This is a genomic window from Dactylosporangium salmoneum (genome assembly GCF_039532525.1).
Classification (GTDB): Bacteria; Actinomycetota; Actinomycetes; order Mycobacteriales; family Micromonosporaceae; genus Dactylosporangium; species Dactylosporangium salmoneum.
Genome location: NZ_BAAARV010000079.1, coordinates 57,920 through 84,862 on the forward strand (window position 1 = coordinate 57,920; position 26,943 = coordinate 84,862).

Consider the following 26,943-nt stretch of genomic DNA (forward strand, 5'->3'; position numbering starts at 1 on the left):
TCCGGCCGATTTCCGACATGTCGGGCGCTGGCGCGCCACGACATGTCGGATTTATACCCCGACAGGCGATTCATTGGCCATCGTGCGGCAATCCTCCTGGCAATTACGAAATATCAGGCACTCTCCGCTGCAACAACATTTCGGACTTATGCCCTGTCCCCGGTCCGCAGCGCCCGGTGCTGCTCTTGGCACGGCGGAGCCGGCAGGAAGGCCCCCAGGGCCGACCGGTTCGCCCAGTCTGGCTCGATGCGGCTTCGCTCTGATCGACCCAGACCAGGCGCTGACGGGAGCAACGGCCGTCAGTTGCGCGGACCGGAGCCATCAAAAGAACCGGCCGCGAACCCATGACACACGGGTCCGCGGCCGGCTGGTCTTCGGTTAGTGCAGGGTCGAGTAGATGGTCTTGGTCAGGGTGCCGTTGGCGTCGTCACCGTCGAGCGACCAGATCATCGCGCCGCCATAGCCGGACAGGCGCACGAACAGGCCCTTCTGGGCCACGACGACCGGGTCGTCGAAGGTCCAGAACGTGGTGCCGTTGAACAGCCACGCGTGACCGGTGAGCAGGTCGTGGTAGACCTTGTAGCCCTGCTGCGTCAGCGTCGCGAGGACCTTGTAGTCCTCGTTGCCGGCCGCCCAGGTGCCCTGCGCCGGGCCGGTGGCCGGCTGGAACAGGCCGTGGTTGGCGTTCGTGACGCCGGTCCAGCCCTGGCCGTAGTACGGCACGCCCAGCACGAGCTGCTTCTTCGGTGCGCCGCGGTCGGTCCAGGCCTTGAGCGCGCTGGCCCCGCTGAAGTCCGGCGTGGTCGGGGCGCCGCGCGGCACGAACAGCGCGGACTGCTGGTTGGTGGTCGCCTCCCACGTGCCGTGGAAGTCGTAGCCCTGGACGGAGCCGAAGTCGAGGTACTTGAAGATCTTGTTGGCCTCGAAGCCGGCGTCGATCTTGGCCGGGGCGGCCGGCAGGAACGCGGTCAGCGTCGCCGACTTGCCCAGCTGCTTGCGGAACTCCGCGACGAGCAGGGTGAAGTTCTGCTTGTCCTCGGGGCGGATCACGTTGCCCGGGTTGCCCTCGGAGCCGGGCCACTCCCAGTCGAAGTCGAAGCCGTCGAAGACGCCGGTCGACATGAACGTGTCAATGCAGGACTGGACCAGCGCCTTGCGCGACGCGTCGGTCCGCGCGGCGTCGGAGAAGTTGGCCGAGAGGGTCCAGCCGCCCAGCGACATGAGGACCTTGAGGCCGGGGTGCATCTTCTTGAGCTTGCGCAGCTGGTTGAAGTTGCCGTTGAGGGCCTGGCCCGGCGCGTCGGCGACGCCGTCCACACTCTCCTCGGCGGAGACCGGCCGCTGGTAGTCGGCCCACGGGTCGGCGGAGGCGCACTTGCCCGTCGCGTCGACGTTGCCGAATGCGTAGTTGATGTGGGTCAGCCGGGCGGCCTGCCCGCTCGTCTCGAGGTTCTTGACGAAGTACTGCCGGCCGTAGATGCCCCACTGGATGAAGTATCCGACCCTGTTGAACTGGTCCTGGTGCGCGGCGCCGTGGGCGCCCGCCGCGGTCCCGGGCACGAGCGCGAGCGACGTGGCCGCCAGCGCGGCCGCCAACCCGGCCAGGACACTGCGTTTGCCCATACAACCCTCCATCTGTAAGGAAAGTTTGCTGTTCTCCCAGGCAACGTAGGTGTGACGTTCGACGGCGTCAAGACCCTGGTTTCCGCTCGATATAGGGCGGCCACGACAATCCGGTCGTGGATTTGAAGCTCTTCGGGGAAGTATTCGTAACGCTGCTCGTCATCCTGGACCCCCCGGGAGCGGTGCCGATCTTCCTCGCGCTCACCCGCCAGATGGAGCGGCGCAGCCGGAACCGGGCCGCGCTGCAGGCGGTGGCGCTGGCCTGCGGCGTGGTGGTGGCGTTCGCGGTGCTGGGCAGACAGATCCTCGGCTATCTGCACATCGAGCTGCCGGCGCTGCAGGGCGCGGGCGGCCTGCTGCTGCTCCTCGTCGCCCTCGAGCTGCTGACCGGCAAGACCGACGACCCCCGCGAGCAGGCCACGACCAACGTGGCGCTCGTGCCGCTGGGCACGCCGCTGCTGGCCGGGCCGGGCGCGATCGTGGCCACGATGCTGTTCGTGCGCCGGGCTCACCACTTCTCGGGGTACTTCGCCGTCGCCGTCGGCATCATCGCCGTGATGGTCGTGGTGTACCTCGTGCTGCGCTTCTCCGGCGTGCTCGTACGCATCCTGCGGCCGAGCGGCATCGAGGTCGTGACCCGGATCGCCGGCCTGCTGGTGGCGGCGATCGCGGTGCAGCTGCTGGCCGACGCGATCGGGGCGTTCGTGACGACGTATCTGCACGCGCCGCACTGAGGATCGACGGTTCCGGTTTTGTCGTACCCGGGTGGCAGGATGCATCCCGTGGAGCAATTGGGTCTGTTCGCAGCGCCGCAGCGGCTGTTCACCTGCACCCCCAGCAAGCTGGGCAGCTACGAGGACTGCCCGCGCCTCTACCGCTACTCCTACATCGACCGGCCGGCCCCGCCGAAGGGGCCGCCGTGGGCGCACAACTCGCTCGGCGCCTCGGTGCACAACGCCCTGAAGAACTGGTATGCGCTCGACCCCGAGCGGCGCACGCCCGGCGCGCTGCCGACGCTGCTCAAGGCCACGTGGGTGCGCGAGGGCTACCGGGACGAGGAGCAGGAGCAGAAGGCGTACCGCCGGGCGCTGGACTGGCTGGAGGCGTATGTGGCCGGCCTCGACCCAGCGGACGACCCGGTCGGCGTGGAGCGCACGGTGGCGACCCGGACCGAGACCCTGGCCCTGTCCGGGCGGGTGGACCGCATCGACCAGCGCGGCGGCGAGCTGGTCATCGTCGACTACAAGACCGGGCGTTCGGAGTTGTCGGAGGACGACGCCCGGGGCTCACGGGCGCTGGCGCTCTACGCGATCGCGGCCTCGCGGGTGTTCCGCAAGGAGTGCCGGCGGGTCGAGCTGCACCACCTGCCGACCGGCCGCGTGGCGGCCCACGAGCACACGGAGGAGTCGCTGGGGCGGCACCTGCGCCGGGCCGAGCAGACGGCGGCGGACATCGTGGAGGCCGAGGCGGTGATGGCGGCGGGCGGCGCGGCGGACGAGGCGTTCCCGGCCGTCGCGTCCGGGCGGTGCCGGTGGTGCGACTATCGGAGTGTCTGCCCCGTCGGCAGGTCGACGGATCCGGCCGAGCCCTGGGCCGCGGTGGATTAATTCACAGGGCGCTGTGGGGCCATCACATTGGCCCGGGGTACGAAAGCTCAGATACTTCGAGGATACCCGCCGGTAACTTCTGGAGGTCTTCCGTCATGGCTCGTCTCGCCCAGACGCCCGGGCTCACCGATGTACAGCAGGCGATGCTCGAGACCGTGCGGGCGTTCGTCGAGAAGGAGATCATCCCGCACGCCCAGCGGCTCGAGCACGACGACGTGTATCCCACCGACATCGTGGCCGGGATGCGGGAGATGGGGCTGTTCGGGCTCACCATCGCCGAGGAGTTCGGCGGGCTCGGCGAGTCGCTGCTGACCTACGCGCTCGTGGTCGAGGAGCTCTCCCGCGGCTGGATGTCGATCTCCGGCATCGTCAACACACACTTCATCGTGGCCTACCTGGTGTCGCAGCACGGGTCGGAGGAGCAGAAGCGGCGGCTGCTGCCGAAGATGGCCACCGGGGAGGTGCGCGGCGCGTTCTCCATGTCCGAGCCCGGCACCGGGTCCGACGTGGCGGCGATCCGGACCAAGGCGGTCGCCGACGGGGACTCCTGGGTGCTCGACGGTCAGAAGATGTGGCTGACCAACGGCGCGCAGTCCTCCGTCGTGGCCACGCTGGTCAAGACCGATCTCGGGGCCGAGTCGGTGTACGGCAACATGACGACCTTCCTGCTGGAGAAGGAGCCCGGGTTCGGGCTCAACGAGCAGCTGCCGGGGCTCAACATCCCCGGGAAGATCGAGAAGATGGGGTACAAGGGCGTCGAGACCACCGAGATGGTGCTCGACGGCGTCCGGGTGCCCGCCGACGCGATCCTCGGCGGCGCGCAGAAGGCCGGGCGCGGCTTCTACCAGATGATGGACGGGATCGAGGTCGGGCGGGTCAACGTGGCCGCCCGGGCCTGCGGGATCTCGATCCGGGCGTTCGAGCTGGCCATCGCCTACGCGCAGCAGCGCCACACGTTCGGGCAGCCGCTGGTCAAGCACCAGGCGATCGCGTTCAAGCTGGCCGAGATGGCGACCAAGATCGAGGCGGCGCACGGGCTGATGGTCAGCGCGGCCCGGCTCAAGGACGCCGGCCAGCGCAACGACGTCGAGGCCGGCATGGCGAAGCTGCTGGCCAGCGAATACTGCGCCGAGGTGGTGCAGGAGGCGTTCCGCATCCACGGCGGGTACGGGTACTCGAAGGAGTACGAGATCGAGCGGCTGATGCGCGAGGCGCCGTTCCTGCTGATCGGCGAGGGCACCTCGGAGATTCAGAAGACCATCATCAGCCGTGGGCTGCTCAGGGAGTACGGGGTCCGCTGATCGCGTGCACCGCCCGGACCACCGCGATGCAGGTGTCCTCGACGTAGTCGACGCCGGCCGCCTCGGCCAGGGCGCGCCCCTCCGGGGAGAAGATGTCCTGCTGCAGCCAGATCGCGGGCGCGCCGATGGCCAGGGCCTCCTTGACCACGGCGGTGGCGTCGGCGGACGGGCGGAAGACGTTGACCAGGTCGACCGGGAACGGGATGTCGGCGAGCGTGCGGTAGGCACGCTCGCCGAAGATCTCGTCGGCGTAGGGGTTGACCGGCACGATGCGCCAGCCGTGGCGCTGGATCTGCTGCGGTACCGCATGGGCGGTCTTGGTGCGGTCCCGCGAGGCGCCCACGACCGCGATGGTCCGGGCCTCGCGCAGAATCTGCTCGGCGCTGCGCATGCCGTCGACGGTAGCTCGCAACGGTCAGCCCGTGCTCACGATGGGGTGCGGGCCGCCCCTCAGGCCGGCCGCCAGCCGGGCCTGCAACAGCAGGGCGTGGACCCGCTCGGCCTCCGCGGGGTCGCCGATCAGCGGCCGGGCGGCCGGATTGGCGTGGTAGTACCCCAGCAGGTCGAGCAGGAAGAGCAGGCTCGCGTCGACGCCCTGCGGGCGCAGGGTGACCGAGTTGCGACGGCCGGTCAGCAGCACGTCCAGGCGCGGGTTGGCCCGGTCGCCGTTGAGCTCTACGGCGGCGATGCGCTCCCAGGGGTACGGGGTGCCCCGCACCTCGATTCCGGCGGGGCTCAGTCGCAGCGCGGGGGTGCGCCGGACCAGCCGGGCGAGCAGCTGCACCCCGACGGCGAGCGCGACCGCGGCCCCGACGGCGGCGGCGACGATCAAGAGAGGATCGGTGGTGACGAGCGTCATCAGGATGACGAGGACCGCGGCGACGCCGAAGGCATGGCCGGGCCGGGCCGCGGCCAGGCGGGCCGGCGGCGGGAAGCTCCAGCCGGGACGGGCCGGCGGGTCCGCCCGGCGGCGCACGTCGGTCAGCAGGTGGACGGCGACGAGGCCGGCGAGGACCAGCGCGCCGAACACGAAGTAGCGGGCCGGCTGGAGGGCGTGCGCCAGCGCCCCGGCGGCGAGGACGTACAGCGGCGGGACGACGACCCAGGGCCAGCGCATGCCTCGATGCTAGAAGGGAGCCGCACCAGGCCGCGTCGGACGATCAGGGCGATCGCGTGACCTGGCGGGCGAGGGTGCCGCGCAGGCGCTCGAGCTCCTCCGGCGTGCCGATGGCGGCCCGGCGCTCGGGGTGATCCAGGTACGAGTGGATGGAGCGGAACAGGAACCACAGCGAGACGTCCAGCGGCACCACCTGGCCGGGCTGGAAGCGCTTGATCGGGCGGCCCTGCACCAGCTCCGGGTGGGCCAGCGTCCACTGGGGACTGTCCGGGCCGGCCTCCAGCGCGGCCCACGGCACGAAGGTGCGGCCGCCGTCGATCGCGACGCCGTCGATGGTGATGAGCAGCGGGCCGCTGCGGATCATCCGGAAGAGCAGCAGCGCCATGGCGAAGGCGTTCAGGGCCAGGATCGCCCAGGCCAGCGCCGGCACCACCCGGCCCGGGACGCGCAGGCCGTTGATGGCCATGAGCAGCAGCGCGGCGCTGAGCAGGCCGTTGAAGACGCACTGGCGGCGGAACGTGGGCGGCGCGCCGAAGGCCACCCGCCCCTTGTACACCACCAGCCGGAAGGTCGACGGGCCCCGCGTGGTGCGGGTGAGCTGCACCAGCCCGACGACGATGCCCAGCGTGGTCAGCGGCTGCAGGACCAGCAGGAGGGGCAGGAACGCCTCGGGCTCGCCGGCGAGCAGCACGACGCCGACGGCCGACCCGACGGCGACCGGCGGGCCGAGCAGCACCGCATAGTCGCCGGCCCGAGCCTTCATGCCGCCGAGCGTAGCCAGCCAACCTGATGATTCGCTGACCGCAGGCTTGTGAGAAAGACACCGCGACTCAGCGGTACTGCGCCTCCCGCACGCTGTTGCCGCCGTCCACCACGAGCATCTGACCCGTGATGTAGGAGGCGCCGGGCGAGCACAGGAAGGCGATGGTCGCGGCGACCTCCTCCGGCGTGCCGGGGCGCCCCATCGGCGTGCCGAAGCCCTGCTTGAGCTCCACGAGCGTGGACGCTCCGGTGTGGATGATTCCGGGGGCGACCGCGTTGACCGTGATGCCGTCGGCGACCAGCTCCATGGCCAGGGCCCGGGTGAGCCCGACGACGCCGGCCTTGGCGGCCGCGTAGCCGGCCTCGGCGGGAAGGGCGTTGACCGGGCCGGCGGTGGCGGCGAGGTTGACGATGCGGCCCCAGCCGTGCTCGGCCATGCCGCCCACGAAGGCCCGGCTGACCAGGAACGCCGTGGTCAGGTTGCGGTCGATCTCGGCCCGCCACTCCTCGTAGGTGAGCTGCGCGACCGGGCGCAGCACCTCGGGGCTGGCCTTGCTGGCCAGGCCGGCGTTGTTGACCAGGATGTCCACCGCGCCGAGCTGGTCGGCGATGGCGTCGGCCAGGGCGCCGACCTCGGCCTCGACGGTGAGGTCGGCGACGAAGCCGATGACGCCGAGCTCGCTGGCCCGGTCGTGGATACGCCGGGTGGTGGAGACGATCGCGACCGCGGCACCCATCTGCTTGAGCCGCCGGGCGGTGGCGTAGCCGATGCCGTCCGGGCTGCCCGCGCCGGTGACCAGGGCGATGCGGCCGTCGAGCCGATCGACGGCGGTCGGGGACTCCTCGTCGGCGGGGAGCCCGTCGACGTCGGGACCGCTGGACGGTACGGCTCGCAGGGTGCGCCGCGCGGAGGACGGACGGCTCGCGTCGCGCCGGCCGCTCTTACCGGCGGGGCCGCTGGAACGTAGGTCGGGTGCCATAGGGCAAATCCTGCCTTCCGGACCGCACGGCGGGCAATGCGACGCGCGTTTTCTCAGTTCGGCGGGGTGAATGCGGTGGTGCGATTCATCCCGGCGGCCCGGCCCTTGGCCGAGATGACCAGGGCCATCTTCCGGGAGGCCTCGTCGATCATCTCGTCGCCCAGCATGACGGCGCCGAGGCGGCCGCCCTGCTCGGAGGTGTAGTAGTCGTACGCGTCGAGGATGAGCTCGGCGTGGTCGTAGTCCTCCTGGGCGGGCGAGTAGACGTCGTTGGCCGCGTCGATCTGGCCCGGGTGCAGCACCCACTTGCCGTCGAAGCCCAGCGCGGCGCTGCGCTTGGCCACCTCCCGGAACGCGTCGACGTCGCGGATCTGCAGGAACGGGCCGTCGATGGCCTGCAGGTCGTGCATGCGGGCGGCCATGAGGATGCGCATGAGGATGTAGTGGTACGGGTCGCCCGGGTAGTCAGGGATCAGCGCGCCGACGACCAGCGACTTCATGTTGATCGAGGCCATGAAGTCGGCCGGGCCGAAGATGATGGTCTCGATCCGGGGGCTGGCGGCGGCGATGGCGTCGACGTTGACCAGGCCGGCCGCGTTCTCGATCTGGGCCTCGATCCCGATGCCGCCGACCGGCAGGCCGATGGTCTTCTCGATCTGGGTCAGGGTCAGGTCGAGCCACTGCACCTGGGCGGCGTTCTGCACCTTGGGCAGCATGATGCAGTCGAGGTTCGCGCCGGCGCCCTCGACGACCTCGATGACGTCGCGGTACGTCCACGGCGTGGTCAGGTCGTTGACCCGCACGACCCGGGTCTTGCCGGCCCAGTCCCCGTCGTTGAGGGCGGCCACGATGTTCTTGCGCGCCTCGGGCTTGGCCAGCGGCGCGACGGCGTCCTCCAGGTCGAGGAAGACCTGGTCGGCCGGGAGCCCCTGGGCCTTGCCGAGCATCTTGACGCTCGATCCGGGCACGGCGAGGCACGAGCGGCGCGGGCGACCAAGTGCAGCCATGGCGGGGCTCCTTAGCGAAGGTTCAGGGCGGCTACCAAACGGTAGCCTCGACGCGTGAGTGCACAGAATGCCCCTGTGGGAGATCTCACCGGGCGTACGGTGGTCATCACCGGCGCCTCATCCGGAATTGGCCTCGCCGCCGCCATTGACATGGCCAGGCGCGGCGCGAACACGGTGCTCGTCGGCCGCAATCCCGCCCGGCTGGAGGCCGCCGCGGCGGCCGTGCGGGGGGTGGCGGGCGGGCGCGCGGTCCCGGCGTACCGCAGCGACTTCGCCAAACTCGACGACGTCCACGTGCTCGTGGACCACCTCCGCCAGCGCTACGAGCGCATCGACGTGCTCGCGAACAACGCCGGCGGCGTGGTGCGCGGCCACCAGGTGACCGCCGACGGGCTCGACGCCACGCTGCAGACCAACCACCTGGCCGCGTTCCTGCTCAGCAACCTGCTGCGCGAGCAGCTGCGCGGCGGGCGGATCATCAACACCGCCTCCGGGGCGCACGCGATGGGCGCGCTGGACCCGGCCGACCTGCGCGGCGCCCACCGGCGCGGGCTCTGGCGGCAGTACGGCTCGGCCAAGCAGGCCAACATCCTGTTCGCGGCCGAGGCGGCCCGGCGCTGGCCGGACATCATGTCGGCGGCGTACCACCCGGGCTTCGTGCGCAGCCGCTTCGGCTCGAACATCGGGGTCAGCGCGATCGCCAAGGTGCTGCCCTTCGCCCGCAGCCCGGAGCAGGGCGCCGACACGCTCGTCTGGCTGGCCGCGACGCCGCGGGTCCAGCTCACCTCGGGCGCCTACTACAGCGACCGCAAGGTGGCCCGGCCGACGAAGGAGACGGCCGACCCGGCGCTGGCCGCGCGGCTGTGGGAGGCGAGCCTCAGCGCCGTGGGTCTCGGCTAGCGCCCCGGACCTTGTGCAACCGGAACGGGCGGCGCGGGATGCGCGTCGCCGGGGTCGGGCGGGGCGGGGCGGCCTGGCTGTCCTCGGGCATCGCGGCCGAGGCACCCGCCGGGGTGAGCCGGCTGACGATGCACCGCTCGGCCCAGGCGGCGGCCAGGTCCTCGGCGCCGCCGGCCCCGTTGAGCCGCTTGCCGGCCAGCTGGGGCACGAACTCGGCCCAGGCCTCGTCGCCGGGGGCGATCCGGGTCACCTCGGCCGGGAACGTCACGATCCGCCCCCCGTGGTCGCCGCGCAGGCTCACCTCGGCCGCGGCGGCCTCGGCCAGGCCGGGCACGGCCTGCTCGCCCTCGCCGCTCACGACCAGCAGCGCGCCGCCGAGCCAGGCGCACCAGACCAGCGTCGCCGGGCGGCCGCCGACGGCGACCCAGGCCACGGCGGCCTTCTTCGCCGCCTCTTCGACCAGCGCTTCCATGGGACTCATCCAATCACGGGGCGAGGGCCGTAATCGTGGTACTCCGTGGAGCCGTACCGCAGCGCGCTCAGCCCGGCCGGCCACTCCCCCGCCGGCCAGCCGCCCTTGCGCAGCAACGCGGCCAGGAACTGCTCGGGCTCGGGCAGCTTGGCCCAGACCGAGGGCAGGAAGGTGGCCCGCCGCCCGTCCGCGACGAGGATCAGCCCGTCGACCCCGGGTCGCAGCGTGGCCAGCAGCTCCTCGCGGCCGTCCGCCGCCACCCGCTCCGGCCGGTCCAGCACCGAGACCTTGACGTCCAGGTCGGGCCAGTCGGCCGCGGTGACCGGCGGCAGCCGCGGGTCGTGCATCGCCCGCATGGCGTTGCGGACCACGTCGCGGTGCAGCGCCTGGACCGGCTCCAGGCTGCCGACGCAGCCGCGCAGGGCGCCGGCCCGCTCGAGCGTCACGAAGGAGGCGCCGTCGTCGTGCAGCGGGCTGCCGGACGGGATCCGCGCGGTGAGGCGGACGCCGGTGAGCTGCGCATGGACCGCGTCCGCCGCCAGGCGGGCGAGGAAGAGTCCCTGCGTTGGCGACAGCGTCGCCGTCACGGTCACCCCACCAGCATAGGCGCCCCGGCCAGGGCCAGGACCTCCTCGAGTGACTCGATCGACGGCCCTCGCCAGTCGGGCTCGGCGTGGAAGGTGAGGTGGCCGCCGAGGTCGGGGGCGCGCAGCTGGACGGCGGCCATGCCGAACCGGGTGGCCCCGGACAGCTCGCGGCCGCCGCCGTCACCGACGTAGAGGCACCGGGCCGGGTCGACGCCGAGCTGGGCGCAGGCGGTGGCGTACATCACCGGGTGCGGCTTGGCGTGGCCGACCTGCACGGAGTAGACGGCCGCGTCGAAGAACTCGGCCAGCGGGGTGCGGGGCAGCGCCGCCGGGAGCTCCCACCAGCAGTCGCTGACGACCGCGACGCGCAGCCCGGCATCCCGCAGGGAGCGCATGACGGGTATGGTCTCCGGACGCAGTGGCGCGTCGTCCATGAGTGTGGCCAGCCGCAGCTCGGCCGCGGCCCGCAGCTGCGCGAGGCTCGGCTCGACCCCGAGCTCGCCGCAGAGCCGGCGCAGGCCGGCGAGGTGGCTGCCGTACGCGCCGCGGACGCGGTCGTCGTACGTCCGGTCCAGCGTCGCGACCCAGGCGGCGGAGTCGACGCCGAGCACCTCGGCGGTCCAGCGGTGGCCGCTGCCTCGGCGAACAGCGCTGGTACACGTGTTGAAGTAGTCAAAACAGACGGCTTCGAGCACCGTTCGGCCCCCCTCATATCCTCCGAACGGTCTACACGCCCACAGGAACGACTTGTGTCGGATCAACGACAATTCGCACCATGCGCCAGGTCGGTCTTTCCACGTTTACCGCGCTCGCGATCGCGATCGTCGCCGTCTCCTCGTCGGCGCCGCTCATCGCGTTCGCCGCCGCGCCGGCCCTCGGCATCGCCTTCTGGCGCAACGCGGCGGGCGCGGCCGCCCTGGCCACACCGGCTCTGACCCACCGCCGTGGGCAGCTGCGCGACCTGCTGCGCCCGGGCGCCGGACGGCGCACCCTCGCCGTCACCGCGCTGTCCGGGGCGTGCCTGGCCGTGCACTTCGGCGCCTGGGTGCCCAGCGCCAAGCTGACCAGCGTGGCGATGTCCGTGGCGCTGGTCAGCACCACGCCGGTCTGGACCGCGCTGATCGCGGCGGCCCGCGGGGTGCGGTCGCCGGCCAGCACCTGGGTCGGCATCGCGATCGCGGTCGCCGGGGTGGCACTGGCCACCGGGGCGGACCCGCAGCTGTCCGGGCGGGCGCTGCTCGGCGACGCCCTGGCGCTGACCGGCGGGATCGCCGCCGCCGGCTACACACTGCTCGGCGAGCGGGCGCGGGCCAGCCTGGCCACGACGGCGTACGCCACGGTCTGCTACTCGGTCTGCGCCGCGCTGCTGCTGATCGCCGGGCTGGCGGCGGGGGTGCGGCTGTGGGGGTACGACCGCGGAACCGTCCTGGCCATCGCGGCCATGGTGGCCGGGCCCCAGCTGCTCGGCCACACGCTGGTCAGCTACGCCCTGCACCGGGTGAGCGCCACGACGGTCGCCGTGCTGCTCCTGCTGGAGGTGCCGGGCGCCCTGGTCATCGCCTGGCTGCTGCTGGGCCAGCTGCCCGCGGCGCGCACGCTGCCGGGCATCGCGGTGCTGCTGGCCGGCGTGGCGGTGGTGCTGCTGGGCGGTCGCCGCCGTCGGGGCGGTCCCGATCAGCCGACGAAGGGCGGGACGACCATCTCGCCCGAGGCGATCGGCACCACGTGACCGGAGACGGTGGCCGACACCGCCTCGCCTCCGCTTGCTGTCACGGTGCAGTGCAGCGCCGACGGGCGGTGCATTTCCAAACCCTGGCCGATTTCGTACCGCGTGAGCCCATCGCCCGGCACCAGCCCGCTGCCGACCAGCCACACGCCCAGCCCGAGCGCGGCGGAGCCGGTCGCCGGGTCCTCGGCCACGCCGACGTCCGGCACGAGCACCCGCACGTGCGCGACGCCCCGCTCGGCGTCCCAGTGGAACACGCTGAGGTTGTCCACCGGCCGCAGCAGGCGCAGCTTGCCTACGGCCTCGTCGGTCACCGACAGGAACGTGAACTCCAGCCCGCACCCGGCCTTGCGCGGCGCCGGGCCGACGTAGTCCGCCTCGGTGAGCCCGATCGACTCCAGCAGCGGCAGGGGGTCGAGCGCGGGGCCGATCGTCGGGGTGCCGCCGGTCACCGTGGCCGCGCCGTGCACCTCGTCCACGTGCACCGGCAGGAGCCCCGCACCGCACTCCTGCACCACGTCGGGCCCCTTGATCACGCCGTTGCGGACCAGGGTCACCGCGCAGCCGACCGTCGGATGGCCGGCGAAGGGCAGCTCGGTGCCCGGGGTGAAGATCCGGACGCGGTACGTCGCCTGCTCGGTCGACGGCGGCAGCACGAAGATCGTCTCGCTGAGATTGAACTCACGCGCGATCGCCTGCATCTGCTCGCCGGCCAGGTCCTGCGCGTCGTGGACGATCGCCAGGGGGTTGCCGGTGAATGGGCGGTCCGTGAAGACGTCGACGATGGAGTACCGCAGCATGCTCATATCCGCAAAGCCTAGGCGGCGCGGGGCCGCGGGGTTCGGTCCAACCGCAACGCGGTGGATTCCTTAAGTAGGCTTGAGCCTCGTGAGCACTGCGCCGAGGGTCTACATCGCGCGCCTGGCGACCCTGACCGTGTTCGATCCGAACGGTGACCAGGTCGGCCGGGTGCGCGACGCCGTCGTGCGGCCCCGGGCCGGCGGCCAGCCGCCCCGGGTGGTCGGACTCGTCGCCGAGATGCCGATGCGCCGGCGCATCTTCCTGCCGATCGGGCGGATCACCGCGATCGAGCCCGACGCCGTGGTGCTCAACACCGGCACGCTCAACCTGCGCCGCTTCGAGCGGCGCCCGGGCGAGCTGCTGGTGCTGGAGGACTTCGTGGACCGGCACGTCACCGTGGCCGCCACCGGGCGCACCGGCGCCGTGGTGGACGTGGCCATGGACGCCGACCGGGCCGGGGAGTGGTGGCTGTCGCGGGTCGCGGTCCGGGAGTTCACCGGCCGGCTCACCCGCCGCGGCCACCTCAACCAGCTCGAGTGGGCCGAGGTGACCGGGCTGGCCGGCGAGCCGGAGACCCAGGGCACCGCCGGGCTGCTCGCCGTGCTGGACAACATGCGCCCCGCCGACCTGGCCAACGTGCTGCAGGACCTGTCGGAGACCCGGCGGGTCGAGGTGGCCGCCGCGCTGGACGACGAGCGCCTCGCCGACGTGCTCGAGGAGCTGCCCGAGCACGACCAGCTGGAGATCATCACCGCGCTGGAGCCGCAGCGGGCCGCCGACGTGCTCGAGGAGATGGACCCGGACGACGCCGCCGACCTGCTCGCCGAGATGCCCAAGCCCGAGCAGGAGGTGCTGCTCGACCTGATGGAGCCGGACGAGGCCTCGCCGGTGCGGGCTCTGCTGGAGTACGCCCCGGGCACCGCCGGCGCCGTCATGACCTCCGAGCCGATCATCATGGCCCCCGACGCCACCGTGGCCGAGGCGCTCGCCCGGATCCGGGAGCCGCAGCTGGCCCCGGCCGTGGCCGCGGGCGTCTTCGTCACGCGGCCGCCGATGGCCACGCCGACCGGGCGGTACCTCGGGGTCGTGCACTTCCAGCGGCTGCTGCGGGAGCCACCTTCGGCGCTGCTGGGCGGGGTGGTCGACAACGACATCGACCCGCTCGGGCCGGCTACGCCGCTCGCCGAGATCACCCGTCGCATGGCGACCTACAACCTGGTGGTGATGCCCGTGGTCGACGACAACGACAAGCTGGTCGGCGCGGTCACCGTGGACGACGTGCTCGACCACCTGTTGCCGGAGGACTGGCGCGACCGCGATCACGTCGAGACCCTGAACATCGCCCTGCCCGGCAGCGGCGGACCCCGTGCTTGAGCGCCGGCGGCTGGACCAGCCGCGGGAGGTTCGCATCACGCTGCCCCGCTTCGACCCCGAGGCCTTCGGGCAGTGGTCGGAGGGCATCGCGCGGTTCATGGGGACGGCGAAGTTCCTCGTCTACATGACGATCGTGATCCTTGCCTGGATCGCCTGGAACACGCTCACCCCGCGCAGCTGGCAGTTCGACCCCTACACGTTCACGTTCCTCACCCTGATCCTGTCGCTGCAGGCGTCGTACGCCGCGCCGCTCATCCTGCTCGCGCAGAACCGGCAGGCCGACCGGGACCGGCTGGCGTCCGAGGAGGACCGGCGGCGGGCGGCGGCGCAGAAGGCGGACACGGAGTACCTGGCCCGGGAGATCGCGGCGCTGCGCATCGCCCTCGGCGAGGTGGCAACCCGCGACTTCCTGCGTTCGGAGCTGGCCCGGGTGGCCGAGGAGCTCGACGAGGCGGCCGATCGGCGGGCCAAGGCGGAGCGCAAGAAGGTCCGCAAGGCGCTCGGCACACTGGGCGACCCCCTCGCACCGGACCCCCTCGGCGAACCGGACGATGCGGTGGACTCCGACGAACCGCCGCGCCGGCGGCGCTGAGCATGCATAACGCCGCGTGCCTCAAGGGGCGAGGCGCGCGGCGTGTAAACGATGTTCGCACCGGCTTGGGCACGGGGACAACCCCCATTCGTGTGCCACGTGTGATGCGTTCCTCCCGTCGGGCTTCTCGTCGGGGTCCGGGCCGGTCCCGACGTACCATGGCACCCATGTCAGCCCCGGCCACCACCGTCAAGGACGCGATCACCGCCGCGCTCGCGACCGTCGACGACCCCGAGATCCGCCGGCCCATCACCGAGTTGGGCATGGTCCGCGACGTCACGCTGCGCGAAGACGGCGTCGCCGCGATCGGCATCCTGCTCACGGTGGCCGGCTGCCCCCTGAAGGACAAACTGCGCACGGACATCACCCGCGCGGTCGGCGCCGTCGCGGGCGTCACCGCCGTCGAGATCGACTTCGGCGTGATGACCCCGGAGCAGCGCAAGGCCCTCCAGACGAGCCTCCGCGGCGACGTCCAGGAGCCGATCATCCCGTTCTCCCAGCCCGGCTCGCGCACCCGCGTCTACGCCGTGGCCAGCGGCAAGGGCGGCGTCGGCAAGTCCAGCGTCACGGTCAACCTGGCCGCCGCCCTGGCCGCCCGCGGCCTCTCGGTGGGCGTGGTCGACGCCGACATCTACGGCCACTCGGTCCCCCGCATGCTCGGCGCCGACGGCCGCCCCACCCAGGTCGAGAACATGATCATGCCGCCCTCCGCCCACGGCGTGAAGGTCATCTCCATCGGCATGTTCACCCCGGGCAACGCCGCCGTCGTCTGGCGCGGCCCGATGCTGCACCGCGCCCTGCAGCAGTTCCTCGCCGACGTGTACTGGGGCGAGCTCGACGTCCTGCTGCTCGACCTCCCGCCGGGCACCGGTGACGTGGCCATCTCGCTGGCCCAGCTCCTCCCGTCGGCCGAGATCCTGGTGGTGACCACCCCGCAGGCCGCCGCCGCGGAGGTGGCCGAGCGGGCCGGCTCGATCGCCCTGCAGACCCACCAGCGCATCGTGGGGGTCGTGGAGAACATGTCCTGGCTGGAGCTCCCGGACGGCACGCGCATGGAGGTCTTCGGCGCGGGCGGGGGCCAGACGGTGGCGGACTCGCTGAGCCGCTCGGTCGGCGCGAACGTGCCGCTGCTCGGCCAGATTCCGCTCGACACCCGGCTGCGGGAGGCTGGCGACACCGGGCTGCCGCTCGTGCTGGCCACTCCGGACGCGCCGGCTGCGGCCGCCCTCTCCGCCGTGGCCGACAAGCTGGCGCTGCGCCGCGAGAGCCTGGTCGGCAAGCCGCTGGGCCTGAAGCCCGCCGGCCGCTGACGTCCTGACCGGCCGCCGCTTTCGTCGGCGGCCGGCTCTGCCTGCCAAACGGTTCGCTTTTGCGGGCGTTTTCGACATGTCGGGCACTTCGTGCCGCGACATGTCGGATTTATACCCTGACGGGCGGCATGGCGGAGGGAAGCGACATGTCGGGCGCTGGCGCGCCACGACATGTCCGACTTATACCCTGTCCGGGGAAAGATCGGATCTGGCCCTTACCCACGCCGCCATGTCATCGGATGTCGGACTTGGCGTCCGTCAGGGTATAAATCGGATAAGTCGGGCGCGCCAGCGCCCGACTTATCCGGGGTGATCTTGGCGCCACGGACTCGGCAGGCGTGTTCCAGGGTGTGTGGCGATGAGCGGGCGCTGCTCTTGGCACGACGGCGCTGGCAGGGAGGCCCCCCAGGGCCGACCGGTGTCTGACGGGAGCAACGGTGCCCTGGTTGCGCGGACCGGAGTCCCGAAAAGAATCAGGTGACGTCGTCCCAGGAGGCCTTGATCGCGGGCTGCTGCGGAGCCGGGGTCGGGACCGGCGCGGGCGCCGGGGCGGTGACCGACTTCGCGGCCGACGCGGCCGACTCGGCGTCGCGCTTCACCTGGTCGGCGACGCCGCGCACGTCGTCGTAGATGCCCTGCAGCGGCTTACGCAGCGCGGCCTCGTCCTCTTCGCTCAGCAGGTGCTTGCGCAGGAAGGTCTTCGGGTGGAGGTCTTCCAGCTGGATGTCGGTGCCCAGCTCCTTGCTCAGGTCCCCCGTCGCGTTGCGCGCCATCTGGCGGAGCTGCCGCAGCATCTTCACGCCGTCGCTGATCGCCTTCGGCAAGCGGTCGGGGCCGAAGATGAACAGCCCGACCAGGATGATCACGACGAACTCCCAGCCGCCGATGTTCTCCAAGCCCATGTGCCGGCCCTCTCTGCTCTCTCGGGCTAGATTACGCACTCACCCGGGGGTTCGGGGAGGGCCGGTCAGGTCACTTCGCGTCGGCCACCAAGGTCACGGAGGCCTTGGCCCTCGCCGTGCCGCGCAGGTATCGGATTTCCACGGTGTCCCCGGGCGCGTACCTGCGCACCAGGGCGGTGAGGTCCCACGACTCCTCGATCGGCTTGCCGTTGACCGCCAGGACCACGTCGCCGGCCTTGAGCCCGCCCGCCTCGGCCGGGCCGCCGGCCTCGACCTGGGTGAGCCGGGCGCCGCCGAGCGGGTTCTGGTAGGACGCGTCGACCTGCACGCCCATCACCGTGCGCCGGGCCTTGCCGGTGTTGATGATGTCGGTGGCGATGCGCCGGGCGTGGTTGATCGGGATGGCGAAGGCCAGGCCGACGTTGCCGGCGCTGGACTGGTCCTCGGACAGGGTGCCGATCACGGAGTTGATGCCGACCACGCGGCCGGCGGCGTCGAAGAGCGGGCCGCCGGAGTTGCCCTGGTTGACCGCCGCGTCGGTCTGGATGGCCGCGTAGTAGCGCGAGGTGCCGCCCTCGCTGGTGCGGATCGGGCGGTCGAGGTAGCTGACCACGCCGTAGGTCACCGTGCTGGTCAGCCCGAGCGGCGCGCCGACGGCGACCACCGGGTCGCCGACCTGGACCTGGTCGGAGTTGCCGAACTCGACAGGCGCCAGCTCGCTGTCGGGCAGGCCGTTGGTGTCGATCTTCAGGACCGCGATGTCGGACTCCGGGTCGCTGCCGATCACCTTTGCCGTGGCCACCGTGGCGTCGCTGAAGCGGATCGTGGCGGTGTCGTTGCCGCCCTCCACCACGTGGTTGTTGGTGATGACGTGGCCGTCGGAGGAGACCACGAAGCCGGAGCCGAGCGACGTGCCGTTGCCGACCCGCACGCTGATCGTGACCACGCTCGGGAGCACCTTCTTGGCCAGCGCCGCGAGGGACTCGGGCGGCCGGTTGTTCAGCGGCGCGTTCCCGCCGATCTGGCCGCCGAGGCTGCCGCCCCCGCCGACCGCGAAGACGTACCCGAGCGTGCCGCCGAGGGCCCCGGCGAGCAGCGCCGTGACGATCGACACGACCAGCACGAGCCCGATGCCCACCCGCGGGCCGCTGGAGGGCGGAGGCGGCTTCTCCAGCTCCGGGGCTTCGTCCGACGGGGTCTTGACCACCACGACGGGGGCGTCGGGGTCGCGCCACGGGTCTGCCAGCGCGTCGGACCACCAGCTGTTGGGCGCTGGCTGCGGCCCTGCCTGGGGTGCGCCGGGTGTGGCCCACGTGGGGCGCGCTCCCCAGCCGCTGCTGCTGGTCGGCGCGCCGGGGCCCGGCTGCCGCCAGGCCGAACCGTCTGTCACGATCGGCTCCTCCGTCCGTTTCGCATCCAGCATTACACGACCCGGCATCAAGCATGTGCGGGCGAGGTCTCCTAGGCTTGCGGTCGATCGATTTCTTCTGGACCTTGCGCCAAATCCTCATAAGGGGTGTCCCATTACCGCTTCCGCCCGGACCGCTGACTTCATCGACGGGTACGTGTCCGAGGACCCGGTGCTGACGGCCGCCCGCGAGGGGGCCTACGAGCTGGGCATCACTGCGGTGAGCCGGGGCTGCGGTGCGGCGCTGCGGGTGATCGCGGCGGTGAGCAACGCCAAGGCCGTGGTCGAGGTCGGCACCGGCACCGGGGTGAGCGGCGGCTGGCTGCTGCGCGGGATGCGCCGCGACGGGGTGCTCACCACGATCGACTTCGAGGCGGAGCACCAGCGGGTCGCGCGCCGCGTGTTCTCGGCCGCCGGCAACCCGCCCTCGCGCACCCGGATCATCACCGGGCGCGCCCTCGACGTGCTGCCGCGCCTGGCCGACCGGGCCTACGACCTGGTCTTCGTCGACCACGACCCGGGCGAGTACGCGCCGGTGGTCGTCGCCGCGGAGCGCCTGCTGCGCCCTGGCGGGACGCTCGTGCTGGCCGGCGCCCTGGCCGGCGGCCGGGTCTCCGATCCCACGATGAGAGACGCGGAGACGGTACTGCTGCGTGAAGCCGTCAAGTCCCTGCGCGACAGCGACGCCTGGGTCCCGGCCCTGCTCCCCCTCGATGACGGACTGATGATCGCCGCTCGCGCACAGTAGCCACTCCCCCGCCCTCCCCGAAAACTGTCGTACCCGCGCCCGACGATGCCCCCATGACCGAACTCGGCATCACCACCCAGACTCTCCTGTCCGCCACGACCCCCTTCGACCTGCGGTGCACGCTGCGCGCGATCGCCGGCTTCCAGCCCGGCCTGCGCGACGTGCGGCTCGACGAGCACGGCGTCCGGCGCGCCTTCACCCACCCGTCCGACCCGTCGTCCGCGGTCGTTGCCGGTGTCACCGCGCGCGACGACGGCGCGCCGGGGGTGGCCCTGACCGTGCACAGCGCCGCCCCCTTGACCCCGCCCGAGCTCGACGACGTCGGCGCGCGGGTCTCCGCCTGGCTGGGCCTCACCGACGACCGCGCCGAGTTCCTGCGGATCGCCGAGGCCGACGAGCCGGTCCGCCCGCTGCTGTCGGTGGCGGCCGGCCTGCACCAGGTGCGGTTCGCGAGCCTGGCCGAGGGAGTGGCGTATTTCGCCCTCGTCCAGAACTCCGCCCAGTGGTACGCGTCGCTGCACAAGCGCCGGCTGACCATCCACCTCGGACCGATGGCCCAGGCGGACGGCGAGGACTTCGTCGCCTTCCCCGACCTGTCCACGCTGACCGCGCTGACCCCGGAGCAGTTTCTGCCGTACGTGGGCGTGATGGCGCGGGCGAACCGCCTGGCCGAGCTGATCGGCGGCGTCGCGGCGCTCGACGAGGAACTGCTGCGGCACGGGCCGTACGAGGAGGCGAGGGCCGCGCTGCTCGCCGTGCGCGGGGTGGGGGCCTACACCGCCCACGCGCTGCTGCTGCGGGTCCTCGGCCGGCCCGACGCCGTGCCGCTGGAGATGGAGCAGTTCGTCCGGACCGCCAAGGGGGTGTACGGCGACCCGCCGCCCGCCCCGGACGAGCTCCGGGAGCGCTACGGGCGATGGGTGGGCTGGTGGGCGTACACCTGCCGGACTGCCCTGGGCTGGCTGGACCAGGAGAAGAAGGCGCGGGGGCGGGCCGAGCGGGCGGAGCGGCTGCGGCAGCGGCCCCCGGCGACGCGCCGTCCCCGCTCGCCACGCGGCCGCGCCCGGCTCGGCGGCGCCGCACTGGCCAAGTCGAGCCAGGCATCCGGCTTGCCCCCGGCCCTGACGCTGCCGTCGTGCACGGGGGCTGCGGCCACGAGCGGCGCGGAGGACGGGCGGCGGGCACTGGCCCTGGTCGGCGCCGACGGGGCGGCCGGCCGCGAGCCCGCCCCCGCGGAGGGTGACGCCGGGCCCGACGCCCTCGCCGGCGACTGAGTCCGGGTCGTTCGAGGGATCGCATCCGCCGCCGCGTGTGGCCGCGGCGGCGGGTGCGGTCCTACAGGATGCCCTCAAGCGGGGTCTTGTAGCCCAGGATCCGCTCGGGGTCGGCGTCGAGCACGTCGCGGAGAAGGGTGGCGTAGACGGAGCGGAAGTCGGTGGTGAACTTCAGGTCGCCGTTGTCCAGGTCGGCGAGGCTGGGCTGCTCGCCGTAGAGGCCGCCGCGGACCGGGCTGCCGAGGATGAACATGTTGGACGCCGTGCCGTGGTCGGTGCCGTCGGAGCCGTTGGCGGCGACGCGGCGGCCGAACTCGGAGTACACGGCGACGACGACCTTGCGGCCGGCCTCGGTCCTCGCCATGCGCTCGGCGAAGCCGGTGAGCGCGCCGTCGAGGAGCTTGAGCAGGATCTCCTGCGAGTTGCGCTCCTCGGCGTGCAGGTCGAAGCCGCCGAGCGAGACGGAGAAGACGCGGGTGGCCACGCCGGCCTCGACGCAGCGGGCGACGAGGTCGAGCTGGGTCTTGAGATCGGAGCGGCCGCCGGTCGCGGTGCCGGACGAGGACGAGGCTTCGTCGGAGGCGCCGGACTCGTCGACGCTGTGGATGAGGGCGTCGACCTCGACGAGGTCGGCGAAGGCGCGGGCGGCCCGGGCCTGCAGCGGGGACTCGCCGTCGGAGGGCTTGCCGAGGGCGGTGAGCATCTCGGGCTTCACGCCGCCGGGCAGGGCCAGCCCGCTGACGGGCACCGCGGCGCCGGCCGTGGTGGTGCCGGCGAGCAACGGAGGGAGGACGGGTTCGAAGGAGACGGCGTGGCGCGGGTCGCCGCCGAAGGTGTCCAGCCACCGGCCGAGCCAGCCGGTGTTGCCGGGCTGATCGGGCTGAGCGGTCTGCCAGATGTCCATCGAACGGAAGTGACTGTGGTCGGGCTTCGGGTAGCCGACGCCGCGGACGATGGCCAGCTTCTTGGCGTCGTACAGGCGCTTGAGCCCGGCCAGCCCGGGGTTGAGCCCGAGGGTGTCGTCGAGCTTGAGCACCTCCTCGGGCTTGTACGCCAGCTCGTGGCGGGCCGGGGCGTAGGCCTTGTCGGCGTACGGAATGACGTTGGCCAGTCCGTCGTTGCCCCCGTACAGGGTGACGAGCACGAGCGTCTTGGCGTCCCCGGGCCGGTCGTCCCAGGTGGCGGTGTCGAAGATGTCGCGCAGCGTCCAGGCGCTGCCGGCGGCGAGGGCCGCTCCCCCGACCACGCCGCTGGCGATCAGGAACTTCCTACGGGTGAGGGCGTCCATGCCGCCTCCTTCAACGGTGCGAACGATTGCTGATGAACACGACAGAACTGCATAGGGAGGACCGTTCGCCGCATCCCGGCGCCCGGCCCCGCATCCCGACGCCCGGCCCCGCATCCCGACGCCCGGCCCCGCATCCCGACGCCCGGCCCCGCATCCCGACGCCCGGCCCTGCATCCCGGCGCCCGTCGCCGGCGCCCGGCGCGGTGGTCGCGAGGCTGCGGGCCTCGGCTGCGGCTGGTCTTGACTGGCTGGCGTCCGGACCGCGGTCCACGGGCAGGCCGCATGCCGCCGCGGCCCGCCGGCTCCGGTCGCGCCCCGCCGCACGCCTGCGGTCACGGGGTCCCGGGCCGATGTGGCCCAGGCCGGAGTCCGCCGGGGCTGGATGGACCGGGCCCGGATGGGCCAGGTCGGGTTGGGCCGGGCCGGAGTCGACCGCGCCGCAGTGGACTGGGCCAGAGTCGGCTGGGCCGCGCTGGACCAGACCGCTGTAAACCAGGCCGGCGTCGGCTGAGCCGGGGTGTACCGGGGCGAGATGGGCCAGGCCGGAGTCGACCCCGCCGCAGTGGACCGGGCCAGAGTCGGCTGGGCCACGCTGGACCAGACCGCTGTAAACCAGGCCGGCGTCGGCTGAGCCGGGGTGTACCGGGGCGAGATGGGCCAGGCCGGAGTCGACCCCGCCGCAGTGGACCGGGCCAGAGTCGGCTGAGCCACGCTGGACCAGACCGCTGTAAACCAGGCCGGCGTCGGCTGAGCCGGGATGTACCGGGGCGAGATGGGCCAGGCCGGAGTCGACCCCGCCACAGTGGACCGGGCCAGAGTCGGTTGGGCCGCGCTGGACCAGGCCGTGGACCAGGCTGGAGATGGCCGGGGCGCGGTGGGGCGGGCTGGGATCGGTTGGGCCGGGGTGGTGGGGCATGTCAGCTGACCGCGTACTCGGGGCTGGCAAGGCCCACGGTGAGCAGGCGGCGGGGGTCGGCCGCGGCCGGAGTCAGCGCGGCCAACGTGCGGTCCGTGAACTTGTCGATCACCAGCAGGCGGGCCAGGGCGGCCGGGCGTTGGGCGGGTGGGACGGCGGTCAGGCGGTCCAGGGCCGGCCGCGGGGCCTGAGCGGCCAAGGACTGGGCGAGCTTGATGCGGGCCTGGGTGGCCGAGGTGGTCAGCCAGGCCGCACCGGCGGGCCAGCCGCCCACGCTCGGCGGGCGCAGCGGGACCTGGCCGAGCTGGGTCAGGCCCGACTGGAGCTGCTTGCGCTGGTTGTCGTTGAGGCCGCCGGGGCGGATACCGAGCTGGCGGAGTGCGCCGACCAGCCACTCGACGGGCTGCTTGACCAGTTCGGCGTGGCCGTCGGCGGAGAGCAGCTCGCGCAGCATGGCGGCCGTGGTGGTCTGGGTCTTGGCCCGGTCGAGGGCGGGCTGCGGGATCGGGGCGTCGCTGCAGTACCGCAGCCAGAGCCTCCGGGCGATGAACTCCGGGCTCGCGGGCTGGGCCAGCAGGAGGTCGGCGAAACCGTCGGCGTCGTAGTTGCCGGTCTGGCCCAGGATGGTCTTCGGGCGGGCGTCGTGGCGCTTGGCGTTGAACGAGGCCGTGCCGGACTTGTTGTCGACGACCCAGCCGGTCAGGGCCCGGGCGCCCTCCCGGACATCCTGCTCCGTGTAGTGGCCCACGCCCAGGGTGAACAGCTCCATGAGCTCCCGGGCGAGGTTCTCGTTCGGGGCCTTGTCGGTGTTCTTCTGCCCGTCGAGCCAGACGATGAGCGCCGGGTCGCGAAGCATCGTGTGGGCCTGGGTGGCGAAGGGGCCCAGGGCGGTGCGGAAGAGGGTCTGCTGCTGGTTCAGCATGAGCGGGCCGGACTTGACCTTGTCGGCGGAGGTGGCCCAGTGGCCGTGCCAGAAGAAGGTCAGCTTCTCGTGCACCTGGTGCTCGGCCTGCACCATGCGGTCGAGCCACCAGGCGCCGACCTGGCGGATCTGCTCGGCTCGGTCGGTCTTCTCGTTGACGACCATGCCGAGCTTGGGCAGCGGGGTGCGGTCGGCGCCGGCGTCGGTGGCGGGCGGGTTGAAGAGGGCGTCGAGGGTCGCGGCCGGGCCCTTGGACTCGGCCGCGTCGACCTCCTCCGCCGTGGGCCCGAACGTCGCCCGGCGCAGCAGATGCGCAACCTTCTCACGATCGGCCATGGACCCCAGGCTATGCGGCGTTTGTACGAGCCTCGTTAAGGAAGGCTCAGGCTCCCTTGAAGACCGGCTTCTGCTTCTGCACGAAGGCCGCCGTGGCGTGCTGGTGATCGGTGGTGTGCCCGCAGGTGGCCTGGGCCTCGGCCTCCACCGCCAGCGCGTCGGCCAGCGACCCGGAGCCGCCGGTGGCCAGCTCGCGCTTGATCTGCCCGTAGGCGATGGTCGGGCCGGCGGCGAGGCGGTCGGCGAGCTCGAGGGCGGTCGGCAGCACGTCGTCGTCGGTCTCGGCGAGGCGGGTGAGCATGCCCAGGCCGAAGGCGGTCTGCGCGTCCACCGGCTCGGCGAGCAGCAGCAGTTCGACGGCCTTGGCGTGCCCGACGATGCGCGGGAGCGTCCAGGAGATGCCCGTGTCGCCGGCCAGGCCGACGTTGGCGAAGGCCATGAGGAACGCCGTCTTGGGGCCGCCGACCCGGAAGTCGGCCAGCAGCGCGAGGGAGGCGCCGGCGCCGGCCGCCATGCCGCGCACCGCCGCCACGACCGGCTTCGGCATGCCGCCGAGCAGCGTGGCGATCGGGTTGTAGTGCTCGGTCACGGTCGACAGCGACGCGCCCGTGCCCGCCTCCAGGGACTCGACGTGCTCGCGCAGGTCCTGGCCCCCGCAGAACGCGCGGCCGGCGGCGGCGAGGACGATCGCCCGTACCGTCGCGTCGTCTCGAAGCTCTTGCAACGTGTCGCGCAGGGCCACCTTGAGCGCGTTGTTCAGCGAGTTGAGGGCCTCGGGCCGGTTGAGGGTGACGATCGCAACGCCGTTCTCGGTGCGCTCGACGAGCAGCTCCATCGGTACTCCAAACATTAGAGGGTCAGGCAGGCATCCACGAACCGGTCCGCGGCGGGGCGCAGCCGGTGGGCGTGGTGGTCGAAGAACGCCGCGGCCGCGGTGCCGGCCCAGCGCTCGGGCAGCAGCTCGGGCGGTAGCTGCGGGTCGCGGAAGAGGAACGCGCGCCAGGCGTGCACGAGCGTGAACCGCACCGCGTAGGCGCGCTCGTCGGGCGTTCCCGGGCCGACGGCGGTGACGAGCGGGGTGAGGCGCTCGACGAACTCGTCGTAGGCCGCGGCGATCCCGTCGAGGTCCCAGGCCCTCGCCACGAGTTTGATCGCCCCATCGGTACCACCCGAATGCTCCGCCTCGAATCGGTCGTAGCGCACACCGGCCTCCGTCAGCAGGGCGTCGACGCCCTCCCCCGGGCGCGGGGAGATCCAGGTCGAGCCGTCGATCGAGCCGTACCCGAGGAATCCCAGGTTCGCCACCAGTCTCGCCCGCGCGCCGCGATGCGCGGGCGGTTCGAGCGTGATGAGATCGAATCGGCCAGTCCAGGCGGCCGCGAGACCACCACCCGGCCGCTGGGTGCGGTAGATCCGGGCGCCGGCGGCGTCCAGGCGGCGTGCCGCCTTCGGGGTGATGCCGTAGCCCGGACCGGTCGGCAAACGTAGAGGATGGAGCCAGCCCTGCCGGACCATCCGTGAGATGGCGGTGCGGACGGCGGGAGCGGCGATGCCGAGGGGGGCGAGCAGGCGCACGAGAGCCGCGACCGCGGCCCGCCCTCCGCGCGGGCGGAGATGGTCGCCGTACAGATCAAAGAGGGCCGACCGGGCCTGCATGGCCGCTTATTGTGACAGTTGACCGGCACATTCCGCCAGAAGATGTCACAAGGATCGCGGCCCGGTTTGGGTCTTGGGGCCATCATCAGGGAAAATCAACGGTTGGCGCGTACATCACGGAGCCGACGGGTCCGGCCGCGGCCCCGTGAGCTGGCGCGCCGGGCATGCGGGGACGGCTGTGCCGCCTGATGTCTGGGACATCAGGAAGCGAAGGGAGACAACATGGCGGCCATGAAGCCGCGGACAGGCGACGGTCCGCTGGAGGTCACCAAGGAGGGCCGCGGCATCGTCATGCGCGTGCCGCTCGAGGGTGGTGGGCGGCTTGTCGTCGAGATGACCAAGGATGAGGCCAACGAGCTCAGCGAGGCGCTGAAGACGGCCACCGGCTGAGTCTTCCGGCGTTTGGCTCTAACCTTCGGGTTGAGGCTCTGCTTTCGGGTTGAGACTCTGCTTTCGGGTTACTGGGGTGGCCCTGGTGGTCGCTCCCATCGGTGTGCGCAGAAATTGGAGGGTTCCCCTTGCTGGACATCAGGTTCGCCACAGCCCGCAGCGCCTCCGGCGCGGTCGCTGTAGTCGTCCCGTCCGGCTCCCCTTCTGCCGCTCTCGACCTGCTCAAGCTCGGTCCGGCCGACCTCGAAGAGTGTGCGACGTTCCTGGAGGACGTCGAGCACTCGGGGTCGGCCGGCTCCGTGCACATCTTGCCCCGGCCCGGGCGCAAGCCGTCGCGCCTGCTGTTCGTGGGCATCGGCGACGGAGACGAGGCCGGTTGGCGGGCCGCGGGCGCCGCGCTGGCCCGCAAGGCCCGTTCCGAGCCGTCGTTACGCGTTCTGGTACCGCAGGACACGCTTCCCGAAGCCGTCCGCGGCCTGGCCGAGGGCCTCTGGCTGGCCTCCTACCGCTTCCGCCTGGCCGACGACGCCGAGCCTGACGCGCTGCGCCGGGTGACGGTGGCGCTGCCGGCCGGCACCCCGACGGGCCTGCTCGAGCAGGCGCTCGACCAGGCCCGCGCCGTCGTGACCGCCACCGTGCTGGCCCGTGACCTGACCAACATGCCCAGCGATCGCAAGACGCCGGCCTGGTTCGCCCGTCAGGTGGTCAAGGCCGCCTCCGGCGTGCCCGGCCTGACGGTCGAGGTGCGCGAGCCGGCCTACCTTGCCGCCCAGGGCTTCAACGCGATCCTCGCCGTCGGGCGGGGCGCGGCCACCGAGCGCGGCCCGCGGCTGGTCGAGCTGTCGTGGCGCCCGCGCGGGGCCAAGCGGCACGTAGTGCTGGTCGGCAAGGGCATCACCTTCGACACCGGCGGCATCTGCATCAAGCCGCTGAGCGGCATGAAG

General features: G+C 72.4%; 28 protein-coding genes. 12 read left to right on the plus strand and 16 right to left on the minus strand.

Annotation, left to right across the window (positions count from 1 at the left end; genetic code table 11):
• Window positions 1-378: 378 nt before the first annotated feature.
• Window positions 379-1,623 carry a glycoside hydrolase family 18 protein gene (locus ABD352_RS40430; protein ID WP_344617873.1) on the minus strand — a complete coding sequence of 415 codons (1,245 nt, stop codon included), beginning with the start codon at window positions 1,621-1,623 and terminating at the stop codon, window positions 379-381.
• A gap of 116 nt (window positions 1,624-1,739) precedes the next feature.
• Between ABD352_RS40430 and ABD352_RS40435 the strand changes: the two genes are divergently transcribed.
• The 3 genes from ABD352_RS40435 to ABD352_RS40445 all read left to right on the plus strand — a co-directional run bounded on the left by ABD352_RS40435 (window position 1,740) and on the right by ABD352_RS40445 (window position 4,531).
• Complete coding sequence (locus ABD352_RS40435) at window positions 1,740-2,357, plus strand: MarC family protein (RefSeq protein ID WP_344617874.1); 618 nt, start codon at window positions 1,740-1,742, stop codon at window positions 2,355-2,357.
• A gap of 39 nt (window positions 2,358-2,396) precedes the next feature.
• Entirely contained in the window at window positions 2,397-3,230 is an 834-nt protein-coding gene (locus ABD352_RS40440) for a RecB family exonuclease (protein ID WP_425553857.1), read from the plus strand.
• A 95-nt stretch (window positions 3,231-3,325) separates the two neighbouring features.
• Window positions 3,326-4,531 (plus strand): acyl-CoA dehydrogenase family protein, encoded by a 1,206-nt coding sequence (locus ABD352_RS40445; RefSeq protein WP_344617876.1) that lies wholly within the window; start codon window positions 3,326-3,328, stop codon window positions 4,529-4,531.
• Here ABD352_RS40445 and ABD352_RS40450 read toward each other — a convergent pair.
• The 5 genes from ABD352_RS40450 to ABD352_RS40470 all read right to left on the minus strand — a co-directional run bounded on the left by ABD352_RS40450 (window position 4,509) and on the right by ABD352_RS40470 (window position 8,397).
• Window positions 4,509-4,922, minus strand: coding sequence for a CoA-binding protein (locus ABD352_RS40450; protein WP_344617877.1), 414 nt, complete (start codon window positions 4,920-4,922; stop codon window positions 4,509-4,511). The genes ABD352_RS40445 and ABD352_RS40450 overlap by 23 nt on opposite strands.
• A gap of 24 nt (window positions 4,923-4,946) precedes the next feature.
• A complete protein-coding gene (locus ABD352_RS40455) occupies window positions 4,947-5,648 on the minus strand; it encodes a hypothetical protein (RefSeq protein WP_344617878.1) in 702 nt (233 codons plus the stop codon).
• 43 nt (window positions 5,649-5,691) lie between these two features.
• Entirely contained in the window at window positions 5,692-6,411 is a 720-nt protein-coding gene (locus tag ABD352_RS40460) for a hypothetical protein (RefSeq protein ID WP_344617879.1), read from the minus strand.
• Window positions 6,412-6,478: 67 nt separating this feature from the next.
• On the minus strand, window positions 6,479-7,390 hold the full coding sequence (locus ABD352_RS40465; protein WP_344617880.1) for an SDR family NAD(P)-dependent oxidoreductase: 912 nt from the start codon (window positions 7,388-7,390) through the stop codon (window positions 6,479-6,481).
• Window positions 7,391-7,443: 53 nt separating this feature from the next.
• Window positions 7,444-8,397 carry an HpcH/HpaI aldolase/citrate lyase family protein gene (locus ABD352_RS40470; protein WP_344617881.1) on the minus strand — a complete coding sequence of 318 codons (954 nt, stop codon included), beginning with the start codon at window positions 8,395-8,397 and terminating at the stop codon, window positions 7,444-7,446.
• Window positions 8,398-8,472: 75 nt separating this feature from the next.
• Between ABD352_RS40470 and ABD352_RS40475 the strand changes: the two genes are divergently transcribed.
• Complete coding sequence (locus tag ABD352_RS40475; RefSeq protein ID WP_344617882.1) at window positions 8,473-9,297, plus strand: SDR family NAD(P)-dependent oxidoreductase; 825 nt, start codon at window positions 8,473-8,475, stop codon at window positions 9,295-9,297.
• On the opposite strand, the gene ABD352_RS40480 is transcribed toward ABD352_RS40475, so the two are convergent.
• From ABD352_RS40480 to ABD352_RS40490, 3 genes are read right to left on the minus strand one after another with little or no spacing between them, the layout of a single operon-like run.
• The gene (locus tag ABD352_RS40480; RefSeq protein WP_344617883.1) at window positions 9,275-9,769 is read right to left on the minus strand and encodes a hypothetical protein; all 495 of its coding nucleotides are present in this window, start codon (window positions 9,767-9,769) and stop codon (window positions 9,275-9,277) included. The two genes, ABD352_RS40475 and ABD352_RS40480, sit on opposite strands and share 23 nt — an antisense overlap.
• A gap of 5 nt (window positions 9,770-9,774) precedes the next feature.
• Window positions 9,775-10,362 carry an AmmeMemoRadiSam system protein A gene (amrA, locus tag ABD352_RS40485; protein ID WP_344617884.1) on the minus strand — a complete coding sequence of 196 codons (588 nt, stop codon included), beginning with the start codon at window positions 10,360-10,362 and terminating at the stop codon, window positions 9,775-9,777.
• Window positions 10,359-11,051 carry an HAD family hydrolase gene (locus ABD352_RS40490; RefSeq protein WP_344617885.1) on the minus strand — a complete coding sequence of 231 codons (693 nt, stop codon included), beginning with the start codon at window positions 11,049-11,051 and terminating at the stop codon, window positions 10,359-10,361. Before ABD352_RS40490 ends, amrA begins: the two co-directional genes overlap by 4 nt.
• A gap of 80 nt (window positions 11,052-11,131) precedes the next feature.
• Between ABD352_RS40490 and ABD352_RS40495 the strand changes: the two genes are divergently transcribed.
• On the plus strand, window positions 11,132-12,085 hold the full coding sequence (locus tag ABD352_RS40495) for a DMT family transporter (protein WP_344617886.1): 954 nt from the start codon (window positions 11,132-11,134) through the stop codon (window positions 12,083-12,085).
• Here ABD352_RS40495 and ABD352_RS40500 read toward each other — a convergent pair.
• Entirely contained in the window at window positions 12,031-12,888 is an 858-nt protein-coding gene (locus tag ABD352_RS40500; RefSeq protein ID WP_344617887.1) for a PhzF family phenazine biosynthesis protein, read from the minus strand. The two genes, ABD352_RS40495 and ABD352_RS40500, sit on opposite strands and share 55 nt — an antisense overlap.
• Window positions 12,889-12,970: 82 nt before the next feature.
• On the opposite strand from ABD352_RS40500, the gene ABD352_RS40505 reads away from it, so the two are divergent.
• From ABD352_RS40505 to ABD352_RS40515, 3 genes are all read left to right on the plus strand, one after another.
• Window positions 12,971-14,257 carry a magnesium transporter MgtE N-terminal domain-containing protein gene (locus tag ABD352_RS40505; RefSeq protein ID WP_344617888.1) on the plus strand — a complete coding sequence of 429 codons (1,287 nt, stop codon included), beginning with the start codon at window positions 12,971-12,973 and terminating at the stop codon, window positions 14,255-14,257.
• The gene (locus ABD352_RS40510) at window positions 14,250-14,849 is read left to right on the plus strand and encodes a DUF1003 domain-containing protein (protein WP_344617889.1); all 600 of its coding nucleotides are present in this window, start codon (window positions 14,250-14,252) and stop codon (window positions 14,847-14,849) included. The genes ABD352_RS40505 and ABD352_RS40510 overlap by 8 nt, the downstream gene beginning before the upstream one ends.
• Window positions 14,850-15,016: 167 nt before the next feature.
• Window positions 15,017-16,159 (plus strand): P-loop NTPase, encoded by a 1,143-nt coding sequence (locus tag ABD352_RS40515; protein WP_344617890.1) that lies wholly within the window; start codon window positions 15,017-15,019, stop codon window positions 16,157-16,159.
• A 473-nt stretch (window positions 16,160-16,632) separates the two neighbouring features.
• On the opposite strand, the gene ABD352_RS40520 is transcribed toward ABD352_RS40515, so the two are convergent.
• Window positions 16,633-17,061 (minus strand): Sec-independent protein translocase subunit TatB, encoded by a 429-nt coding sequence (locus tag ABD352_RS40520; RefSeq protein ID WP_344617891.1) that lies wholly within the window; start codon window positions 17,059-17,061, stop codon window positions 16,633-16,635.
• A 70-nt stretch (window positions 17,062-17,131) separates the two neighbouring features.
• Entirely contained in the window at window positions 17,132-18,451 is a 1,320-nt protein-coding gene (locus ABD352_RS40525; protein ID WP_344617892.1) for a S1C family serine protease, read from the minus strand.
• A 175-nt stretch (window positions 18,452-18,626) separates the two neighbouring features.
• On the opposite strand from ABD352_RS40525, the gene ABD352_RS40530 reads away from it, so the two are divergent.
• Both ABD352_RS40530 and ABD352_RS40535 read left to right on the plus strand, forming a co-directional pair.
• Window positions 18,627-19,217, plus strand: a complete 591-nt coding sequence (locus tag ABD352_RS40530; RefSeq protein WP_344617893.1) for an O-methyltransferase — start codon at window positions 18,627-18,629, stop codon at window positions 19,215-19,217.
• Between the two features lie 53 nt (window positions 19,218-19,270).
• Complete coding sequence (locus ABD352_RS40535; RefSeq protein ID WP_344617894.1) at window positions 19,271-20,491, plus strand: DNA-3-methyladenine glycosylase family protein; 1,221 nt, start codon at window positions 19,271-19,273, stop codon at window positions 20,489-20,491.
• Window positions 20,492-20,552: 61 nt separating this feature from the next.
• On the opposite strand, the gene ABD352_RS40540 is transcribed toward ABD352_RS40535, so the two are convergent.
• From ABD352_RS40540 to ABD352_RS40555, 4 genes are all read right to left on the minus strand, one after another.
• Window positions 20,553-21,779: a DUF1501 domain-containing protein gene (locus ABD352_RS40540; protein WP_344617895.1), complete on the minus strand. Its 1,227-nt coding sequence runs from the start codon at window positions 21,777-21,779 to the stop codon at window positions 20,553-20,555.
• A gap of 917 nt (window positions 21,780-22,696) precedes the next feature.
• Window positions 22,697-23,953: a DUF1800 domain-containing protein gene (locus ABD352_RS40545; protein WP_344617896.1), complete on the minus strand. Its 1,257-nt coding sequence runs from the start codon at window positions 23,951-23,953 to the stop codon at window positions 22,697-22,699.
• A 46-nt stretch (window positions 23,954-23,999) separates the two neighbouring features.
• Window positions 24,000-24,788: an enoyl-CoA hydratase-related protein gene (locus tag ABD352_RS40550; RefSeq protein WP_425553858.1), complete on the minus strand. Its 789-nt coding sequence runs from the start codon at window positions 24,786-24,788 to the stop codon at window positions 24,000-24,002.
• A gap of 14 nt (window positions 24,789-24,802) precedes the next feature.
• Window positions 24,803-25,609 (minus strand): PaaX family transcriptional regulator, encoded by an 807-nt coding sequence (locus tag ABD352_RS40555; protein WP_344617898.1) that lies wholly within the window; start codon window positions 25,607-25,609, stop codon window positions 24,803-24,805.
• A gap of 222 nt (window positions 25,610-25,831) precedes the next feature.
• Here ABD352_RS40555 and ABD352_RS40560 point away from each other — a divergent pair, with 222 nt between their 5' ends.
• Window positions 25,832-25,999, plus strand: a complete 168-nt coding sequence (locus ABD352_RS40560) for a DUF3117 domain-containing protein (RefSeq protein ID WP_081971220.1) — start codon at window positions 25,832-25,834, stop codon at window positions 25,997-25,999.
• Window positions 26,000-26,127: 128 nt separating this feature from the next.
• The coding region (locus tag ABD352_RS40565) for a M17 family peptidase N-terminal domain-containing protein (protein ID WP_344617899.1) at window positions 26,128-26,943 on the plus strand (816 nt) is incomplete at its 3' end.

Excerpts from the sequence above, each read along its gene's own strand:
- ABD352_RS40430 (WP_344617873.1), bottom strand. The coding sequence starts at position 1,623 with ATGGGCAAACGCAGTGTCCTGGCCGGGTTGGCGGCCGCGCTGGCGGCC.
- ABD352_RS40440 (WP_425553857.1), top strand. The coding sequence starts at position 2,397 with ATGCATCCCGTGGAGCAATTGGGTCTGTTCGCAGCGCCGCAGCGGCTG.
- ABD352_RS40445 (WP_344617876.1), top strand. The coding sequence starts at position 3,326 with ATGGCTCGTCTCGCCCAGACGCCCGGGCTCACCGATGTACAGCAGGCG.
- ABD352_RS40450 (WP_344617877.1), bottom strand. The coding sequence starts at position 4,922 with ATGCGCAGCGCCGAGCAGATTCTGCGCGAGGCCCGGACCATCGCGGTC.
- ABD352_RS40455 (WP_344617878.1), bottom strand. The coding sequence starts at position 5,648 with ATGCGCTGGCCCTGGGTCGTCGTCCCGCCGCTGTACGTCCTCGCCGCC.
- ABD352_RS40460 (WP_344617879.1), bottom strand. The coding sequence starts at position 6,411 with ATGAAGGCTCGGGCCGGCGACTATGCGGTGCTGCTCGGCCCGCCGGTC.
- ABD352_RS40465 (WP_344617880.1), bottom strand. The coding sequence starts at position 7,390 with ATGGCACCCGACCTACGTTCCAGCGGCCCCGCCGGTAAGAGCGGCCGG.
- ABD352_RS40470 (WP_344617881.1), bottom strand. The coding sequence starts at position 8,397 with ATGGCTGCACTTGGTCGCCCGCGCCGCTCGTGCCTCGCCGTGCCCGGA.
- ABD352_RS40480 (WP_344617883.1), bottom strand. The coding sequence starts at position 9,769 with ATGGAAGCGCTGGTCGAAGAGGCGGCGAAGAAGGCCGCCGTGGCCTGG.
- ABD352_RS40495 (WP_344617886.1), top strand. The coding sequence starts at position 11,132 with ATGCGCCAGGTCGGTCTTTCCACGTTTACCGCGCTCGCGATCGCGATC.
- ABD352_RS40500 (WP_344617887.1), bottom strand. The coding sequence starts at position 12,888 with ATGAGCATGCTGCGGTACTCCATCGTCGACGTCTTCACGGACCGCCCA.
- ABD352_RS40515 (WP_344617890.1), top strand. The coding sequence starts at position 15,017 with ATGTCAGCCCCGGCCACCACCGTCAAGGACGCGATCACCGCCGCGCTC.
- ABD352_RS40520 (WP_344617891.1), bottom strand. The coding sequence starts at position 17,061 with ATGGGCTTGGAGAACATCGGCGGCTGGGAGTTCGTCGTGATCATCCTG.
- ABD352_RS40535 (WP_344617894.1), top strand. The coding sequence starts at position 19,271 with ATGACCGAACTCGGCATCACCACCCAGACTCTCCTGTCCGCCACGACC.
- ABD352_RS40540 (WP_344617895.1), bottom strand. The coding sequence starts at position 21,779 with ATGGACGCCCTCACCCGTAGGAAGTTCCTGATCGCCAGCGGCGTGGTC.
- ABD352_RS40545 (WP_344617896.1), bottom strand. The coding sequence starts at position 23,953 with ATGGCCGATCGTGAGAAGGTTGCGCATCTGCTGCGCCGGGCGACGTTC.
- ABD352_RS40550 (WP_425553858.1), bottom strand. The coding sequence starts at position 24,788 with ATGGAGCTGCTCGTCGAGCGCACCGAGAACGGCGTTGCGATCGTCACC.
- ABD352_RS40555 (WP_344617898.1), bottom strand. The coding sequence starts at position 25,609 with ATGCAGGCCCGGTCGGCCCTCTTTGATCTGTACGGCGACCATCTCCGC.
- ABD352_RS40560 (WP_081971220.1), top strand. The coding sequence starts at position 25,832 with ATGGCGGCCATGAAGCCGCGGACAGGCGACGGTCCGCTGGAGGTCACC.